The organism is Pseudomonas sp. F-14 TE3482, assembly GCF_053629455.1.
In genome coordinates this window covers 5,716,264-5,733,530 of the sequence record NZ_JBRJII010000001.1, presented here as the reverse complement: position 1 = coordinate 5,733,530, position 17,267 = coordinate 5,716,264, and the positions used below count along the sequence as shown (strand labels likewise).

Below are 17,267 nucleotides of genomic sequence, written 5' to 3'. Positions count from 1 at the left end.
CACGGTGTTTCAAGGCAGGCTCTGGGGTGTGCATTATTCCCTTCATGTGTCAGGTATTTTTTATGTCGTTACGCATCTGCATTCTGGAAACCGACATCCTGCGTCCGGAACTGGTCGATCAATATCAGGGTTACGGGCAGATGTTCCAGCGTCTGTTTTCGCAGCAACCCATCGCTGCCGAGTTCACCGTGTACAACGTGATGCAGGGCGATTATCCCAGCGATGATCAGATCTTTGATGCATATCTGGTCACCGGTAGCAAGGCCGACTCCTTCGGCACCGACCCGTGGATTCAAACCCTCAAGACGTACCTGCTGAACCGCTACGAGCGCGGCGACAAACTGCTGGGCGTGTGTTTCGGCCATCAACTGCTGGCGCTGCTGTTGGGTGGCAAGAGCGAGCGGGCGACCCAGGGTTGGGGCGTCGGCACCCATAGCTACAAACTCGCGGCCAAGGCGCCGTGGATGAGCCCACTGAGGGAAGAGCTGACGCTGCTGATCAGCCATCAGGATCAGGTCACCGCGCTACCGGAAAACGCTACGGTGATTGCTTCGAGCGATTTTTGCCCGTTTGCTGCGTACCACATTAACGATCAAGTGCTGTGCTTCCAGGGGCACCCGGAGTTCATTCACGATTACTCACGGGCGTTGTTGGATATTCGTCAGGAAGCGCTGGGCGAGCAGATTTATTCGAAAGGTATGGCCAGTCTTGAACACGAGCATCACGGCACGACCGTCGCAGAGTGGATGATGCGGTTTGTGGCGCACAAGCCTGAGGGTGAGTCGGTTAAGCCTTAAAAGCTTCGCGGGCAAGCCTCGCTCCCACAGGTAACCGAAATCCTGTAGGAGCGAGGCTTGCCCGCGAATTCCGCAGACGCCTCAGTCCTGACTACAACCATCCCGACCGCTTGAAACTCGCCCACAAACCGACGCACCCAACGGTAATAAACCCCAACACCCCGAAATACCCGTAATGCCAACTCAACTCTGGCATGTCCTCGAAGTTCATCCCGTAAATCCCCGCTATCGCCGTCGGGAACGCCAGAATCGCCGCCCACGCTGCAAACTTGCGCTGCACCACACTCTGGCGTGACGCCTCCAGCAACACCCCGACCTCGATGGTCTGGCTGGCGATGTCCGCCAGGGTCGTCAGGTCTTCCATCTGCCGCGTGACATGAATCTGCACGTCGCGGAAATACGGACGCATATTCTTGTCGATGAAAGGAAAGCTCAGCTTTTGCAGTTCCTCACCGATCTCCACCATGGGTGCCGCAAACCGGCGCAAGCGCAATACATCGCGGCGAAGGCCGTGGAGTTTCTGGATATCGCGCTCGTTCAGTGAACCGCAGAGGACATTGCTCTCCAGCTCATCGATCTCGGCATGAATCGCTTCGCCCATCGGCTGGTAGTTTTCAATCACGAAGTCGAGAATGGCATAGAGTACGAAATCCTCCCCATGCTCCAACAACAGCGGCCGCGCCTCACAGCGCTGTCGGACGTACGCGTAGGACGCCGAATGTCCATTGCGTGCGGTAATGATGTAACCCTTGCCGGCGAAGATATGAGTCTCGATGAACTGCAGTTTGCCTTCATTGCGGATTGGCGAATACGTGACGATAAACAGCGCGTCGCCGAACGTCTCCAGCTTCGGTCGGCTGTGTTTTTCCAGGGCATCTTCGATCGCCAGTTCATGCAGGTTGAACTGACGTTGCAGGTTGAACAGCTCTTCGGCGTTCGGCTCTTCCAGACCAATCCAGACAAAGTGGCCGGGCTTGGCAGCCCAGGCAGCGCCTTCGTCGAGCGTGATATTGGTGACCTTCTTACCGGCACTGTAAACCGCAGCAGCAACGACTCTACCCATGATTTTGGTTCACTTCTTATTAGCGCTTTGTATTAGCAAAAATGCAGTGGCAAGCAGGATTCAGCTTAACCTTGTCTGCTGCTTGAGAGTCAGCAAAATCTGTAGAGTTCGCAGGCAAAAGAAAACCCGCACAGGGCGGGTTTTTTTCAGGCGGCCTGCAGTTGCCGATCCATCGAGTCGATGCACTCGCGCATCTGCTCACGGCACTGGGCGATCAGCATCGGCATGTCATCCAGACTCAATCCAGCCGTAGGAATCGCCGGCAGCGAACGGATCAGAATTTTCCCACTGCGCCAGCGGTTCAATCGCATGTGTTTGACGTAACTGCTGACACACACCGGAACAATCGGCACGCCCGCGGCAATCGCCATCTGGAACGCGCCTTTCTTGAATGGCAGCAGTTCTTCGCCGAGGTTGCGCGTGCCTTCCGGGAAGACCCAGATCGAGGTGTCTTCATGTTGCAAGGTGCGAGTCGTGGTCAGCATCGACTGGCGTGCCTTGTGCGCATTGCCGCGGTCGATCAACACATTGCCGGCCAACCAGAACAACTGCCCGAACAAAGGCACCCACTTCAGGCTCTTCTTGCCAATGCACACGGTGCGGCGGGGCACCACGTTGCCGAACACAAACAGATCGTAGTTGGACTGGTGATTGGCAATGATCACGCAGCTGTCAGGCTTATCCATTAACGGCCCGACGTCGGCCTTCACCCGCAAACGCAGAATGCACATCGCCGGCCACGCATACAGACGTGCGCATAAACGGCTGTTGTCCGGGTTGAACGGTCGGCACAGACCGAGAATCACTCCAAGCATGCCGGCCAGAATAAAGTGCAAGCCCATCAATAACATACGAAACACAAACAGCATTTAAAGGGCCCACCGGGACAAAAGGTGGCGCAGTGTACGGATGTGCACTGTTTTCGGCAATTGCCGCTATAGAAGTGGGAGATAGCCGATGTTTGAGCGCTTGTTTCCGACTTATGGGTCAGATGCGGCCTAGAGCGGTTGTAAGGTTTTAAACCAGACACGCAAGAAAAAGCCCGACACGACGGTCGGGCTTTTCGGTACAGCGCGTTCGGGCTTAACCCATATGCTCCTGATCCAGGATGATCGCGTTGTCCAGCGTCTCCAGCAACGCCTTGCGCACTTTGAGCTTGGTGTTTTTATGGGCGGTCATGTTGAGCTTCTTCAACTGACGAGCCGCCGCCAGCGCCGCGCCTTGCAGCTCTTCGGCCGACACCACCAGATCAAGGAAACCGGCATCCACAGCACTCTGTGGATTGAACATCTCGGCATTAATCACCGCGCGATGAAACGCCGACTTGCGCAGACGATCACGCGCCAGCTCGATACCGGCATGATGCATGGTCATGCCGATCTGCACTTCATTCAGACCAATGCTGAACGGACCATCGACACCAATGCGGTAGTCGGCCGACAACAAAATAAACGCACCCTTGGCCACCGCATGCCCAGGGCACGCCACGACCACCGGGAACGGGTGCGACAGCAGGCGACGAGCCAGCGTCGAACCGGCAGCCACCAGTGCAATCGCCTCTTTAGGGCCGGCCGTCATCACCTTCAAGTCATAACCACCCGAAAAAATCCCCGGCTGACTGGTAATGATCACCACCGCCCGATCCGCCACTGCCCGATCCAGCGCAGCATTAAACGCAACAATCACATCCGGTGAGATGGCATTGACCTTGCCATTGCTCAAGGTCAGGGTCGCGATACCGTCTTCGAGATGGTAAGAAATCAACTCACTCATGACGCCAATCCTTCTAATAAAGTAGGGCAGACGTTACCCACCGCCGTAGGCCAGGTAAAGCGCCGTGACTGACCACCCGGTCACCCTTTTCCCCGCCCGGCAAGCGTTGCCGGCCACGCCAGCCGCGCATTCCCCTCTATATAGGAGAGGGCGCGAAGCCAGAGATTGGCGGGTTTGCCATGGCGCGGCACCCAGCGGAACGACTAAATCGCTAACCGCATGAAAATTCTGCAAAAAAAGTTTGCCATCAGAAAAGCTTTCGACTACATTAGCGCGCCTCGACAGACAGAACATGTTTGACGAGATACGGTGAAGTGTCCGAGTGGCTTAAGGAGCACGCCTGGAAAGTGTGTATACAGGAAACTGTATCGAGAGTTCGAATCTCTCCTTCACCGCCAAATTCGATGTACACAAAACCCCTGATTTCGAGAGAAGTCAGGGGTTTTGTGGTTTCTGGTGTCTGGATTATTCAATCATGGCTGTCACTGGCTGCCGCCTTTTCAAGCTCCCCCTCTAAGCCCCATTTCAGGTGCGTTCCGCCCCCCTGTTAAACTGGCAACCCGCTCGACGGGAATCGATCTCTATACTCAATTCTCGCGCCGTTTTCCCATCGTTTCCCCCAATCGACGGCAGCTCTGAACAAGGACATTTCATGATCACCACCACAACCCACACCATCGAAGGCCGGCAAATCACCGCATACCTGGACATCGTCAGCGCCGAGTCGGTGCAGGGCGTCAACGTGATCCGCGATCTGTTCGCTGGCATGCGGGATTTTTTCGGTGGGCGTTCTCAAACGTTGGAGCGAGCATTGAAAGATGCGCGGATTCAGGCGACCGACGAGATCAAGGAACGGGCGCGGGCGCTTCAGGCGGATGCGGTGGTAGGGCTCGACTATGAGATCAGCATGCCGGCCGGTAAAGGTGGAATGGTGGTGGTGTTTGTGACCGGGACGGCGGTCAAGCTGAGGTAGGACGCCGCGCTGGCCATTCGTCGGGCACGTAACAATCTGAATCACAAGTCCGGGAATGACCGACTAGTCTCAAAATCCTGGGTGGTCGATATTTTTCAGGCAAATAGGGCTTGCCGGTATCGACCCGTTGAGAGGAGCGAAGATATGACTGAGCCGTATATCGAAGACGACGGGGCGGAGTTTCCAATCAATAATTGCGTGCAGTGTGGTCAGACGGACTATGTGCCGAGCTTCGGTGAAGACCGTATCAAAATCAACAAAATCAAATCTACAGTGCCTCGAACTCGAGGGCCGAAGTCGAAATTCATGCCCAAGCTGGGTGCGCCTTCCAAGAAGTAAACAGTGACTCGTACGAGCCCCGCCATTGAGCGGGGTTTCTTGTTTTTGAGGGGTAGAAAGCGTGGCTTGGCGGCAATGCGGGAAAACGTCCTACAAACTTTGCGAGCGCTAGGTTTTTTTCACAAACTTTTCACACCTGCCTACGTAGTCTCAGCTCATCCGTTAGAAAGCAGTACCCTGGCCCGTCTCCCCAGCGGGCTTTTTTTTGCCTGTCGTAAAACCTTTTCCATAAATGCTGTCCAACCGTCGCCAATGACGAGGTTGTTCTGTGTTTGTGTCTGGACTTTGCCTCCTCTAAAGCATTCAATCTCCGGCCTTTCGGTTTCCCCCTTTTTTTGAGGTTCTCGTTATGCGTTTGACACTGCCTGCTCTGGTTCTGGGCCTTTTGGTTGCTCAAGGTGCGATGGCTGCCGGTGATGGCACTGCTGCGCTCGGTGGTGGTCTGGGTGGCGCGCTGGGTAATGTGGTCGGTCAGAAAATGGGCGGCAGCACAGGTGCAGCGATTGGTGCCGGCGTAGCGGGCGCAGCTGGCAGTGCTGTTGCAGCACGCAAAGGCAGCCGCACCAAAGCGGCCATCGGCGGCGGTGTCGGCGCGGCGGGCGGGTCGGTGATCGGCAACAGCCTGGGCGGCAAGACTGGCTCCACCATCGGTGCCGGCCTGGGTGGTGCGTTGGGCGGCGGCGTGGGCAGCAATCTGTCCAAAAAAGGCCACTGATCTCAAGATGATCCGCTGAAGAAGCCCGGCTCAATGCCGGGCTTCTTCGTTTTGGAACGTTTCTGCAGTATGTGGCTCAAATCTCTTACAGCCGGTATCTGATTTGCTGTTCAACAGACGCAGATGCCAGACTGATGCCTATCCGCGGCACGATCTTCCCCCGATGCGGAAATTAGAGGTTCATATCATGCGTTTGACATTGTCCACGGTGGTTTTAGGACTTTTGATTGCTCAGGGTGCGATGGCTGCCGGCGACGGCACCGCTGCAGTGGGCGGTGGTCTTGGCGGCGCGTTGGGTAACGTGGTCGGCGGTCAACTAGGCGGCAGCACAGGAGCAGCGGTTGGCGCTGGCGTCGGTGGTGCGGCGGGCAGCGCGGTCGGTGCGCGCAAGGGCAGTCGAACAGAAGCGGCTGTTGGCGGCGGTATCGGCGCGGCAGGCGGCTCGGTGATCGGCAATAGTCTGGGCGGCTCCACCGGTTCGACCATTGGCGCTGGCGTGGGCGGTGCAGCCGGTGGCGCGGTGGGCAGCAACCTGGGTAATGACAGCGGCAGCTCGCATTCCGGTGGCGGCAACCACAAACACAAGCATAAAAATAAGTACAAGCATCGCTAACTCGATATCGAGTGACAGTAGAAACCCGGCCCAGCGCCGGGTTTTTCGTTTCTGTCACCAGGACTCTGGAACGTTTGCCCGTAGGACGCCTCGAACTTCATACACCCCTGAACGTTGTGAGGCATGTCATGACTCCGGAAACAGAAGGCATGGAAGATGAAGGTCCAATCAATGATCCTGGCAACGAAGATCCGGGGTCTCTGATGGACGACGCCACGGTGCCACTCAACGATGCCGATGACGCAGGCGATGTGGGCAATTGCGAATACGACGAATACGACGAGGAAGACGACGAGTGATCGTGCTTTGCGGTCTGGCCGACCGATCGTCCTTCTGATCGAACCGCATCTATCGTGTTGTCCTCGAAATATCAGGATCTGCTTTTCAGGTCCATTGAGAGGTGCGTTATGAACGCTGATCCAAAAGACTCCGATATCGACGACGATACCCCCGAATATCCGCTGCCTTCACCCACCGACTCCCTGAGTCGCGACCAGCGCCCGCCCGACGATGACGACACCGGCGTGGAGCAGGTGCCCACCGATACCGATGATGTGAAGCGCGGGGATGTGGAAGCCCATCCCGATGACCCGGACATTGCCGGTGACGATCTATCGGGAGAACCGAGCTGAAACCTGCGCAGCGATCCATCGCCGCTCATCGATTGCGCGGCACCTTTAAAAAGCGACCGCTGCCAGACATCAGGTAAAGCACTCTTTAAAGGAGGTGCGCCATGATCAGGTCAAAACTGACGACCCTGACGGTGGTTGGCCTACTGTCGATCAGTTCATTGGCGGCGTTTGCTCAATCTTCTGGCCGCGATGCGCCGGTCGACAAGGGCGGGATGCCGCCATATTCGGAAATGAATGCGGGCGTCTCGGATGGGAAGGTGCCACCACCGGACACCATTGGTGGTGGGAATGGTGGTGATGCCAGCGGGAGTAGCACCAGCCCGGGGGAGGGAAGTGGGTCGATGAGCGGTGGAAGTTCGATGGGGAGTGGTTCTGGAAGTGGGTCTGGAGAGTCAGGTGGTTCTGAGAGTGGTGGGACGGATAGGACAGATGGTGGTACTGGAGGTTAGAGATCCTTAAGCCCGGACGTGAGCCGGGCTTTTGATGATTAGAACTTTTCTGATTCAATCCAGCATCTATAGAAAGATTGCTGTTCATTTGGATCATTTGTTAGGTTGTTGTCATCATAATCAAAAATATAAACTACATCGGTGAGCGACGAGGCTTTACCCAATGTCAATTCATATGCTTTCAATCCAAGAGACATTTGTGATGACATACTGGAAGGATGTACGTTGATTTTTGATCCCTTGCAGAGAAATTGTATGTTGGGGTTGTCCTCTCGAACACGTGCAAAGCACCTATAAAAGTCACTGTCCGAATATGTTTTGTTAAAGCCATTTTTCATTGTGAAAGTTATGGTTACGTCTTTGTTATCGCATATAAGGTTAGCGATTTCCTTTGTATCGTCAATGCTTATGGTTATTTCAACCTTAGATATCATTTTTTTATTATCCTATACGGATTTGGTATGGAGTAACCGAGCTCTCTGCCATCATCAATGATCAGGGTGGCGCCAAGTACGTCGGAATTTTCTATTCGGTTAGCTATAGCAATCTCTTTTTCTGATCCGAAAAGGTAGGCTTGTCCAAGCTCTTTCTGTAAATCATATCCATCTATTTTTTGAAGAGTATAGAGGTAACCTACTTTTGTGTGATAACCGGTCGCGAAAAGTTTGCCAACATCTCGCGACGGCGACGTGCTGATGAAATTACTGGGTGGGTTTTCACTATCTATAGAGTGGAGCAATAGATCATTACTTTTCCCTTTGCTTTTAAAGCCGTTTTGAAATACATCATTGGGCTCTCGTTCATCCCCGCGGTATAAGTAATCCTCTTCTTTTTTAGGTGAAGGAGTTGTTGGCTCCCCCTCATCAACCCCCACCTTACCCGCCGGATCCTCATCCCCAAACGACGGCTTCTTACACCCATCCCCTCCAGGACAATCACTCAACCCCAACGGATCAACCCAGCCCGTCGGATTGCGCGTGTACTGATACCCGTTTAACCCACCCGCCAACTTGCTCGGGTCCGGCGTCAGGTACCGTCCGATGTCCGGATTGTAGTAGCGGTGCCGGTTGTAATGCAGACCGGTTTCCGCGTCGAAATACTGGCCTTGAAAGCGCAGCGGCTGATCGAGGACCTGGTGGGTGTCGCGGTTGAGGCGGGTGAGGCGGCCATAGGCGGTGTATCGGGCGGCCCAGATGATGTCGCCGCTGTAGTCGGTGAGTTCTTGCGGTGTGCCGAGGTGGTCGAGTTGGTAGTAGAACGGGCAGGCCTGGCGCGGGCCTTTGCCGTCGAGCATGGCCAGTGGGCGGAAGCTGCCCGGTTCGTAGATATAGCTGCGATGGTGGTCCTGGCTGTGTTCGGCGACGAGGTGGTCGCCTTGCCAGAAGAACTCGGTGGTTTTGCCGTCGACGGATTTGCTGATACGGCGACCGAAGGCGTCGTAGCGGTAAGTGGCTTGACTGCCATTGGGCTGGGTGACACCGATCAGCCGGTGCTGGCCGTCGTAGCGGTACTCGGTGACGAGTTTTTGCGCGGTGCCGCGGCGTTCGCGGATCAGATTGCCGAAGGCGTCGTAATCGAAGTGGCAGTCGCCCTGCATCAACAGGCGGTTGCCTTTGACGGTGGTCGGGCCGGGCCGGTCCTGCATCAGCAGGTTGCCGGCCGGGTCGTGGGCGAAGCTTTCCGGTAGTTGGTCGCGAGAGTGGCGGACGCGGATCAGTCGATCGAGCGAGTTGTACTGGTAGCTGCGTTGGCCATGGCGGGTGTCGGCAATATGGTCGAGATTGCCGCTGGGGCTGTAGGCATAGTCGCGACGGTAGAGCGCTTGTTGCTGTTGGCTGACGGCATGCGCTTTCAGTCGGCCCTGATCGTCGTAGGAGTATTCGCTGGTGAGCTGACCTTGTTGGCGTTGCTGCTCGCGGCCGAATGCAAACTGGTGGGTGGTGAGTCGTGTGCCATTGAGGTCAATGGCCGTCAGCGCGCCGCCCTTGGCGTGGTGGTAATCGAGTTTGCTGTTGTCCGGCAGGCGCAGGTGATTGAGTCGGCCGCACGCGTCGTAGCAATAACGCAATGTGCCCCAACTTTGATGCTCGGTGATCAGCCTGTCCTGGGCGTCGTATTCGAACTCCAGCGGATGGTCGTGGCCGTCATCGACACTGACCAGTCGACCGAGGCGGTTATAGCGGTACTTGACCTTGACGCCATCGGGCAGGGTCTTGACCAACAGACGTCCAGCCGAGTCCCGCTGATAGCCGGTGATCAGCTGCGAGTCGTCATCACCGAACTCGGTTTTCTCCTGCAGGTGGCCGTTGAGATCGTAGCTGTAAGCGGTGCGGCGGCCGTCGAAGCCGGTTTCTTGTCGGATCAGGCCGTTGGGCGTGTAGTCCAGGCGATATTTTTCGCCGGCTTCGTTTTCGATCTCTGTGAGCAGCAGCTGCGCGTTATCGTAGCGATAACGCAGTTGCGTGCCATCGGGGTTGATCCGACGGCTGACCAGGTGCAAATCGTCGGCATATTCATAGCGAGTGACGCGGCCCAGCTCATCGCGCTCGGCGGTGATCTTGCCATAGGCGTTGTAACTGAAGGCGCGACTGGCGCCGGTGGGACGGGTCGTCTGAACCAGTCGCCCGACGGCATCCCATTGATACCGGGTGAGCGCACCGTGTTCGTCCTGACGGGTCGTCTGTCGGCCTAACGCATCGTAGGAAAAGCGCCGCTGACTACCGTCCGGCAAGGTCTCTTCGAGTAGTTGTCCCAGCCCGTTCCAGATGAAGACATGCCGGCTGTTGTCCGGGAAGCGGATCGACAGCAAACGCCCCTGAGCGTCGTGGTGGTAGTGAGTGACCTGGCCGTCCGGATCGGTGGCTTCGGTAACATCCCCCTGGGCATTGCGTTGATACTTCCACACCGCTTTGCCGCGATAGCGCGCGTGCAGGAAACCATTGCGGTATTCGTAGGATGTTGGCTCGTCTTGCGGCGGAACCAGCGCGACCAACCGTCCGACTTCGTCGTAACGGTATTCAGTGATCGCCCCGAGCGGATCCTGTTCGGCTACCAACCGGCCATTGTCATCGTAGGCCTTAAGGTGTTCGCCGCCATCCAGCTCGACCCGGCGCACCAGCCGCGCCCGATCATCGTGGACATAAACCTCTTGGCTGCCATCGAGGTTCTGGACGGTGACGCCGCCCTGGTCGTCCCAGACATAACGCGTGTCCATCTGGGAAAACGACGCCCAATGCCGCACACATCGCGCGGCCTTGCCAGACCTTTCCCACTCCCAGAAGAAACTCGCGCCACCGGCCAGTTGCCGCTGCAGAATCACGTGCTGGTCGTCGTAATCGTAACGCTCGCTTTCACCGGCGGCATTGGTCGCTTCGATCAAGCGTTGGCGGGCGTCGTAGCGATAGAAAACCAGCGTCTGCTCTGTATGCCAGGCTTCACCCACGGCATCGGTGGGATGAAACGACTGATATTCAATGGCGACGAGGTGCCTGCGCTCGTAGCGCAACAGCAGGGAACGACCGGCGCCGTTATCGAGGCGTTGAATGCGATCCTGACGGTCGCGAGTGATGTGGATACGGTTGTTGTAGGCATCACTGATCGCCGTCAGGCGACCCTCTCGAAAGTGATAGAACCGGCTCGTCTCGCCGGCCAACGCGAGAATCAACTCTTCCGACTCATTCCCAAGGAAAATCGCTGCCCGCGACAGGCTGTTATGAATCGCCGGGCGCTCGACGCTCGGCAACGGAAAAGTGGTGCGACGGTTTTCATGGTCGATCCAGACGACCTGTTCATCATCCAGCTCCAACCGCTGTGCCAGCGAATGGCTCCAGCCCCAGCCCAGCCCGCAATCGATCTCCGCCGCGCTGGTGCGGTACAACCGGGTAAAGGCAAACGGCAGAAGCCCATCCAGCGAACCGTCGGTGAGGGTCAGCAGCTCTTCACCGGTGACCATCGACACCGGGCAGCCGTTGGTGCAGGTCAGTGCCGCGCAATCGGCGCTGTCGCCGTTGGGGTTTTTCGCCTGACTCGATGCATCGTCGTGAGGTTCGTGACGCCCCAGCCGGGTCATGGCGTTGGACTTGTCGCGAGCAATGGCGACTGGATTGTTCACCTGCACAACCGGTGAGTCGCCGGCGCTGATCTGTAGCGGAACCGTTGGTGCAGGTTTCAGCGGTGCATTTCGCGCGCTGACCACGAGCGGTTTGAGCGCGCCAGCGTGGGCTGTCAGGTCAGATTTGGCCGTTAGTTCGGCCAGGCGCAAACTGGCCGCCGCCAACCACTGTCGCGCCTGCCGGGACTTGATCTTGTCCAGTACTTTGGCGCTCATGCCGAGCTTCAGGCCCGTAGGGCCGGTGAGGCGCACCAGCAGGAAACTGATCAATAGTTCTGTACGAATTTGCGCCACGACTTCAGCGATGTACTGCGGCGGCAACATCTTCATCCAACTGATGAAGGCGGCGAGATGGATGAACATCAATGGCTCATCGCTCAACATCAGCAACACATTGGCGATGGCTTCAGCCGAGGCATTCAGCAGCGTCTCGAGCTCGCCTTGGGTCAGGTACTCAAGGAGTTTTTCGCTATTGGCTTGCAGATCTGCCACCAGGGCGTAGACCTGCTTTACGTCATCCCACAAACCCTGCAGCGCACGCTCAAGGCCGCGCCAGTCGGCCTGTTGCAACAGGCCGTAGCGCTGAGTGAAGGTTGCCTCGGAGAAACCTGCCCATAAAGGCTCGAATTCGCTCGACCATTCATTGCGCAACCAGCCTTCCAGCTCGCCGATCACGCCTTGATAGGAGGCATAGAGCGCTTTGACGTGATCAGCGCAAACAGTGGGAAAGAAGGTGATGCGATAACGCTGGCCGCGCCAGCAGTCGGGGATTTCGAGGATGCCGCTGGGGCCGATGGTTTCGTGGACGGGCTCACCGAACGTCAGTTCACCATTACGCTGCGAGATAACCGGTTCGAGCATCACCGGCGTATCGCCGATCGGCACGAAACGCGCGGCCTCAAACATATGAACCAGGGTCAACGGACCGCTGGCAGGGCACATGGCGAGCGTTGAACTGACAGGGGTAGTGGAGTCCTTCGGGGCGCTGAGCCGGACTTCGTTACCGACCTTGAACACCTGCTCGACATCCAGTGCCCCACCGGTCCAGAAGTTTTCCGCCCAGGCCTCGTAGTCGTTGAGGCAGAGTCGAAAATCACCGAGCAACGCTTCGACGTCCGGCTGCTCGGGGTTCATGGCGGCGACCACCAGCAAGCCGATGGCATTGTTCAAGGCCAGGACCTTGTCAGGTTCGAACATTCGCAGTCCCTCGCGCTGATTAATCTGGAGCGCAGGACTTTGCGGGGGATCAACGAGAAAAGAAGTCGGGAAAGGAGGTGTTTGGTGTAGGGGAAATCGCTAAATCATCGCGGGCGTCCCGACACAGTTTTTTGTGTCCGCCAGGCATTGCCCGTTGCTCTCTGCCAACCGCGCTCGCTATGCTGCTGAACCCTTTAATCCATCCCCGGCGTGCCTTAGCCGCTCCTGGGATGTCATGAGAAAACGGATCAGATGCGATGAATGCACCCTTGGATGAGTTCGGCCCGATCAAGGCCGTGATTTTCGACATGGACGGCTTGTTGCTGGACACCGAGGGCATTTACACCGAGGTCACGTCCATTATTGCCGGGCGTTATGGCCGGACCTTCGACTGGAGCGTCAAACAGAACATCATCGGTCGTGGCGCAGGTGATCTGGCGCGCTATGTGGTCGAGGCGCTGGACCTGCCAATTACAGCCGAAGAGTTTCTGGTGATTCGCGAACCGCTGATGCGCGAACGTTTTCCGACGGCGCTGGCGATGCCTGGCGCAGAGGAGCTGGTTAGGCACTTGAAGGCCAACAACATTCCTATTGCGGTGGGCACCAGTTCTTCACGTCAGTCGTTCGGCGAGAAAACCACCTTGCACCGTGAGTGGTTTGCGCTGTTCGATTTCATCGTCACCGCTGACGACCCGGAAGTGGGCGCGGCCAAACCGGCGCCGGATATCTTCCTGACGGCGGCGCGGCGCCTGGGTGTCGCGCCCGAGGATTGCCTGGTGTTCGAGGATTCGCCGTTCGGCGTTACCGCAGCGAAAGCGGCAGGGATGACGGCGATTGCGATCCCGGATGCGGCGATGGCCGACGAAAAGTACGCACACGCCGATGGCATTCTTCGTACGTTGAAGGCGTTCAACCCCGGTGCATGTGGTTTGCCGGCGCTTGAGTGGGCTTAACACCTATCTGATGTGGGAGCGGGCTTGCTCGCGAAGAGGGAGTGTCAGGCAACATCAATGTCGACTGATACGACGCCTTCGCGAGCAAGCCCGCTCCCACAGTGACCTGTATCAGGCGCCGAAACCGCCGTCGATGGTCAGGCTGGCACCGGTGATGTAGCCGGCTTCGGGGCCAACAAGATAAGCGACGAAGCTGGCGATTTCTTCCACTTTGCCGTAACGACCCACAGCCATCAGCGGGATCAGGCTTTCAGCAAAGTCGCCGCTGGCGGGGTTCATGTCGGTGTCGACCGGGCCCGGTTGCACGTTGTTGATGGTGATACCCCGTGGGCCGAGGTCGCGGGCCAGGCCTTTGGTCAAGCCGACCAGCGCCGATTTGCTCATGGCGTACGGGCCACCACCGGCGAAGGGCATGCGCTCGGCATTGGTGCTGCCAATGTTGATGATGCGACCGCCTTCGGTCATATGCTTGGCCGCTTCCTGAGTGGCGATGAACACACTGCGCACATTGATCGCCAGGGTCTGGTCGAAGTCTTCAAGCTTGAAGTCTTCCAGCGGTGCGATGGCCAGAACGCCTGCGTTGTTGACCAGGATGTCCAGGCCACCGAAGGCTTCGACGGTGACCTTAACGGCATTGCGAATCGCGACGGCATCGGCGCTGTCGGCCTTGATGGCCAAGGCTTTGCCGCCTGCGCTGGTGATGCTGTTTTGCAACTCTTCGGCTTTGGCGGTAGAGCTTACGTAAGTGAAGGCGACGGTAGCGCCTTCGGCGGCCAGGCGTTTGACGATGGCAGCACCGATGCCGCGTGAACCGCCTTGAATCAGAGCTACTTTACCGCTGAGGTGTTGAGTGGTCATGTCGATCTCCAGAAATTCAAGGCGGGCTGCCTTGTTGTCGGAGTCGAGTATCGGCTTCGCACTACTTCGCGGGTAGACCGTCATTGCTATAGTCTGTGTAAACCAGAAGTTTATAGTGACGCTTATGGAAACGTTCAGCAGTATCGAATGCTTCGTGCGTAGCGCCGAGGTTGGCAGCTTCGCCGAAGCAGCGCGGCGCTTGAGCCTGACGCCGGCGGCGGTGGGCAAGAGCGTTGCCAAGCTGGAGGCGCGACTGGGTGTGCGGCTGTTCCAGCGCAGCACGCGCAGCCTGACGCTGACTGAAGCCGGTCAGCTGTTTCTCGGCGAAGTCAGCGCCAGCCTGTATACAATCCAGAATGCCGTGGCCAACCTGGCCAGCGCCGAAGGACGTCCCGCCGGCACATTGAAAGTCAGCATGGGCACAGTGTTCGGGCACTTGTACATCGTGCCGTTGCTGGGCGAGTTTCTGCAGCGCTTTCCGGCGATCAACCCGGACTGGCATTTCGATAACCGCCAGGTCGACCTGATCGGCCAGGGTTTCGATGCGGCGATTGGTGGCGGGTTCGAACTGCCCCAAGGGGTGGTGGCGCGCAAGCTGACGCCCGCCCATCGGGTGTTGGTGGCTTCAGCCGAGTACCTCGCGAAGCACGAGGCGATCGTCGACCCCGACGACCTCAAATACCACGACGGCATCTTGATACGCTCGCCGCAGACGGGACGTGTGCGTTCCTGGCAGTTGACCAGTCGCGCCCGGCAACACAGCCCGCTAACGCTCAAGGCGCGGATGACCATGAGCGATTCGGAAGCCGCCTGCGCCACGGCGGCTCAGGGGTTAGGCATTGCGTTGGTGAGCATGCCGTTTGCCGTGGGTTATCTGGAGGCGGGGACGTTGCAGCGGGTGTTGCCTGACTGGTACGTCGATGACGGCAACATCTCCATTTATTACGCCGAGCACAAACTGCTGCCGGGCAAGACCCGGGCGTTTGTCGATTTCATCATTGAGCAGTTTGCGGAGCAGGGGTTGGGGCAGCGGTTCAGTGCGCTGTGAGCCTGGCTTGGGACCGAGGTGTGGCCATCGCGGGCAAGCCACGCTTCCACAGAACGACACAAAACCTGTGGGAGCGAGGCTTGCCCGCGATGAACGATAAGCGGTTTAAGACTGTGATTTTTAAGCCTTGGATTTGCTGATGATGTTCCCGGCATGCAGCCCGCATTCTTTCTGCGTGGCTTCTTCCCACCACCAACGACCTTCGCGCTCATGCTGGTTCGGCAACACCGGACGGGTGCAAGGCTCGCAGCCGATGCTGATGAAGCCACGCTCATGCAGGCTGTTGTACGGCAGTTCCAGCATGCGAATGTAGCCCCAGATCTCTTCGCTGGTCATTTGCGCCAGCGGGTTGAATTTGTACAGCGTGCGTTCCGGGGTGGAGAACGCGGTATCGATTTCCAGCACCGCGACCGCGCTGCGGGTACCCGGGCTCTGGTCCCGACGCTGGCCGGTGGCCCAAGCGGTCACGCCCGACAGCTTGCGACGCAACGGCTCGATCTTGCGGATGCCGCAGCACTCGCCATGACCGTCCTTGTAGAAACTGAACAGGCCTTTTTCCTTCACGAAAGGTTCGAGCTTGGTGTAGTCCGGCGATACCACTTCGATATCGATCTTGTAGTGCTCGCGCACCTGTTCGATAAAGCGGTAGGTCTCGGGGTGCAAGCGGCCGGTGTCGAGGCTGAACACCTTGACGTTCTTGTTCAGCTTCCAGGCCATGTCCACCAGCACCACATCCTCGGCGCCGCTGAAAGATATCCACAGGTCATCGCCGAACTCGGCGAACGCGAGTTTCAGGATGTCCTGGGCGGATTTGTTGGCATAGGTCGTGGCGAGTTCCACGACATCGAACGATGGGCTCATCAGGGCGGCTTCCTACAGGTCGGTGGCGCTGGGCGCTCTATATATGCCTGATGGTAACAAAATCCTGCGGCGGCTGGTGCGCCCTCTGCGTTGCACAGAGGAGGGCGAGTCGCTAGAGTTCGGCAGTCCTTTTGCTCGCTCGACTCAATAAACAGTACAAAATGGGAGTGTCTTGTGGAAATTGCCTGTCTGGATCTTGAAGGTGTGCTGGTTCCGGAAATCTGGATCGCCTTTGCCGAAAAAACCGGGATTGACTCCCTCAGGGCCACCACTCGGGACATTCCCGACTACGACGTGTTGATGAAGCAGCGCCTGCGGATTCTCGACGAGCACGGCCTGAAGCTTTCCGACATCCAGGAAGTGATCGCCACGCTCAAGCCGCTGGAAGGCGCCAGCGAATTCGTCGACTGGCTGCGTGAGCGCTTTCAGGTGGTGATTCTGTCGGACACCTTTTACGAATTCTCCCAACCGCTGATGCGTCAGCTGGGCTTCCCGACCTTGCTTTGTCATCGTCTGATTACCGACGATGCCGGTCGGGTCACGGGCTATCAGTTGCGTCAGAAAGATCCCAAGCGTCAGTCAGTGTTGGCGTTCAAGAGCCTCTATTATCGGGTGATCGCGGCGGGGGATTCCTACAACGATACGACGATGCTGGGCGAGGCGGATGCCGGGATTCTGTTCCATGCGCCGGACAATGTGATTCGCGAGTTTCCACAGTTCCCGGCGGTGCACAGCTTTGCGGAGTTGAAGCAGGAGTTCATCAAGGCTTCGAATCGGGCGTTGAGTTTGTAGTTGTCAGGGAGGGCCCCATCGCGGGCAAGCCCGCTCCCACAGGATGTGTGTTGATCGCATAATTGTGGTTCGACACATAACCTGTGGGAGCGG

18 protein-coding genes and 1 tRNA gene are annotated in these 17,267 nt (G+C 57.6%); 12 read left to right on the top strand and 7 right to left on the bottom strand.

All coding sequences use genetic code 11. The features are described 5' to 3' along the window. Positions 1 to 62 precede the first annotated feature (62 nt). Positions 63 to 797, top strand: coding sequence for an amidotransferase (locus tag AB7M26_RS25845; protein ID WP_123496357.1), 735 nt, complete (start codon positions 63 to 65; stop codon positions 795 to 797). 91 nt (positions 798 to 888) lie between these two features. On the opposite strand, the gene AB7M26_RS25840 is transcribed toward AB7M26_RS25845, so the two are convergent. From AB7M26_RS25840 to AB7M26_RS25830, 3 genes are all read right to left on the bottom strand, one after another. Beyond that, the gene (locus AB7M26_RS25840) at positions 889 to 1,860 is read right to left on the bottom strand and encodes a magnesium and cobalt transport protein CorA (protein ID WP_123496359.1); all 972 of its coding nucleotides are present in this window, start codon (positions 1,858 to 1,860) and stop codon (positions 889 to 891) included. A gap of 146 nt (positions 1,861 to 2,006) precedes the next feature. Further along, a complete protein-coding gene (locus AB7M26_RS25835; RefSeq protein WP_008073003.1) occupies positions 2,007 to 2,729 on the bottom strand; it encodes a lysophospholipid acyltransferase family protein in 723 nt (240 codons plus the stop codon). A 214-nt stretch (positions 2,730 to 2,943) separates the two neighbouring features. Continuing rightward, a complete protein-coding gene (locus AB7M26_RS25830) occupies positions 2,944 to 3,633 on the bottom strand; it encodes a crotonase/enoyl-CoA hydratase family protein (RefSeq protein WP_123496361.1) in 690 nt (229 codons plus the stop codon). A gap of 308 nt (positions 3,634 to 3,941) precedes the next feature. Between AB7M26_RS25830 and AB7M26_RS25825 the strand changes: the two genes are divergently transcribed. The 8 genes from AB7M26_RS25825 to AB7M26_RS25790 all read left to right on the top strand — a co-directional run bounded on the left by AB7M26_RS25825 (position 3,942) and on the right by AB7M26_RS25790 (position 7,354). Beyond that, positions 3,942 to 4,031: transfer RNA gene (locus tag AB7M26_RS25825), tRNA-Ser, on the top strand. A 254-nt stretch (positions 4,032 to 4,285) separates the two neighbouring features. Continuing rightward, on the top strand, positions 4,286 to 4,606 hold the full coding sequence (locus tag AB7M26_RS25820; protein ID WP_007902143.1) for a YbjQ family protein: 321 nt from the start codon (positions 4,286 to 4,288) through the stop codon (positions 4,604 to 4,606). Positions 4,607 to 4,750: 144 nt separating this feature from the next. Further along, positions 4,751 to 4,945, top strand: coding sequence for a hypothetical protein (locus AB7M26_RS25815; RefSeq protein WP_123496363.1), 195 nt, complete (start codon positions 4,751 to 4,753; stop codon positions 4,943 to 4,945). Positions 4,946 to 5,294: 349 nt separating this feature from the next. Continuing rightward, positions 5,295 to 5,660, top strand: coding sequence for a hypothetical protein (locus AB7M26_RS25810; RefSeq protein ID WP_007902140.1), 366 nt, complete (start codon positions 5,295 to 5,297; stop codon positions 5,658 to 5,660). 187 nt (positions 5,661 to 5,847) lie between these two features. Next, positions 5,848 to 6,273 (top strand): glycine zipper domain-containing protein, encoded by a 426-nt coding sequence (locus AB7M26_RS25805; protein ID WP_123496365.1) that lies wholly within the window; start codon positions 5,848 to 5,850, stop codon positions 6,271 to 6,273. Between the two features lie 128 nt (positions 6,274 to 6,401). After that, positions 6,402 to 6,572 (top strand): hypothetical protein, encoded by a 171-nt coding sequence (locus tag AB7M26_RS25800; protein WP_007902135.1) that lies wholly within the window; start codon positions 6,402 to 6,404, stop codon positions 6,570 to 6,572. A gap of 108 nt (positions 6,573 to 6,680) precedes the next feature. Next, positions 6,681 to 6,905, top strand: coding sequence for a hypothetical protein (locus AB7M26_RS25795; protein ID WP_063342996.1), 225 nt, complete (start codon positions 6,681 to 6,683; stop codon positions 6,903 to 6,905). A 101-nt stretch (positions 6,906 to 7,006) separates the two neighbouring features. Further along, the gene (locus tag AB7M26_RS25790) at positions 7,007 to 7,354 is read left to right on the top strand and encodes a hypothetical protein (RefSeq protein ID WP_123496367.1); all 348 of its coding nucleotides are present in this window, start codon (positions 7,007 to 7,009) and stop codon (positions 7,352 to 7,354) included. Between the two features lie 38 nt (positions 7,355 to 7,392). On the opposite strand, the gene AB7M26_RS25785 is transcribed toward AB7M26_RS25790, so the two are convergent. After that, entirely contained in the window at positions 7,393 to 7,788 is a 396-nt protein-coding gene (locus AB7M26_RS25785) for a hypothetical protein (protein WP_123496369.1), read from the bottom strand. Then, the gene (locus tag AB7M26_RS25780; RefSeq protein WP_123496371.1) at positions 7,785 to 12,662 is read right to left on the bottom strand and encodes an RHS repeat-associated core domain-containing protein; all 4,878 of its coding nucleotides are present in this window, start codon (positions 12,660 to 12,662) and stop codon (positions 7,785 to 7,787) included. The genes AB7M26_RS25785 and AB7M26_RS25780 overlap by 4 nt, the downstream gene beginning before the upstream one ends. A gap of 257 nt (positions 12,663 to 12,919) precedes the next feature. Here AB7M26_RS25780 and AB7M26_RS25775 point away from each other — a divergent pair, with 257 nt between their 5' ends. Next, the gene (locus tag AB7M26_RS25775; RefSeq protein ID WP_123496373.1) at positions 12,920 to 13,615 is read left to right on the top strand and encodes an HAD-IA family hydrolase; all 696 of its coding nucleotides are present in this window, start codon (positions 12,920 to 12,922) and stop codon (positions 13,613 to 13,615) included. A 111-nt stretch (positions 13,616 to 13,726) separates the two neighbouring features. Here AB7M26_RS25775 and AB7M26_RS25770 read toward each other — a convergent pair whose 3' ends face one another. Continuing rightward, a complete protein-coding gene (locus tag AB7M26_RS25770; protein ID WP_123496375.1) occupies positions 13,727 to 14,473 on the bottom strand; it encodes a 3-oxoacyl-ACP reductase family protein in 747 nt (248 codons plus the stop codon). 124 nt (positions 14,474 to 14,597) lie between these two features. Here AB7M26_RS25770 and AB7M26_RS25765 point away from each other — a divergent pair, with 124 nt between their 5' ends. Beyond that, on the top strand, positions 14,598 to 15,521 hold the full coding sequence (locus tag AB7M26_RS25765) for a LysR family transcriptional regulator (protein ID WP_123496377.1): 924 nt from the start codon (positions 14,598 to 14,600) through the stop codon (positions 15,519 to 15,521). A 120-nt stretch (positions 15,522 to 15,641) separates the two neighbouring features. On the opposite strand, the gene AB7M26_RS25760 is transcribed toward AB7M26_RS25765, so the two are convergent. Next, entirely contained in the window at positions 15,642 to 16,382 is a 741-nt protein-coding gene (locus AB7M26_RS25760) for a phosphoadenylyl-sulfate reductase (RefSeq protein WP_008074131.1), read from the bottom strand. Between the two features lie 174 nt (positions 16,383 to 16,556). Between AB7M26_RS25760 and thrH the strand changes: the two genes are divergently transcribed. After that, a complete protein-coding gene (gene thrH, locus AB7M26_RS25755; RefSeq protein WP_008074130.1) occupies positions 16,557 to 17,174 on the top strand; it encodes a bifunctional phosphoserine phosphatase/homoserine phosphotransferase ThrH in 618 nt (205 codons plus the stop codon). Positions 17,175 to 17,267: the final 93 nt, after the last annotated feature.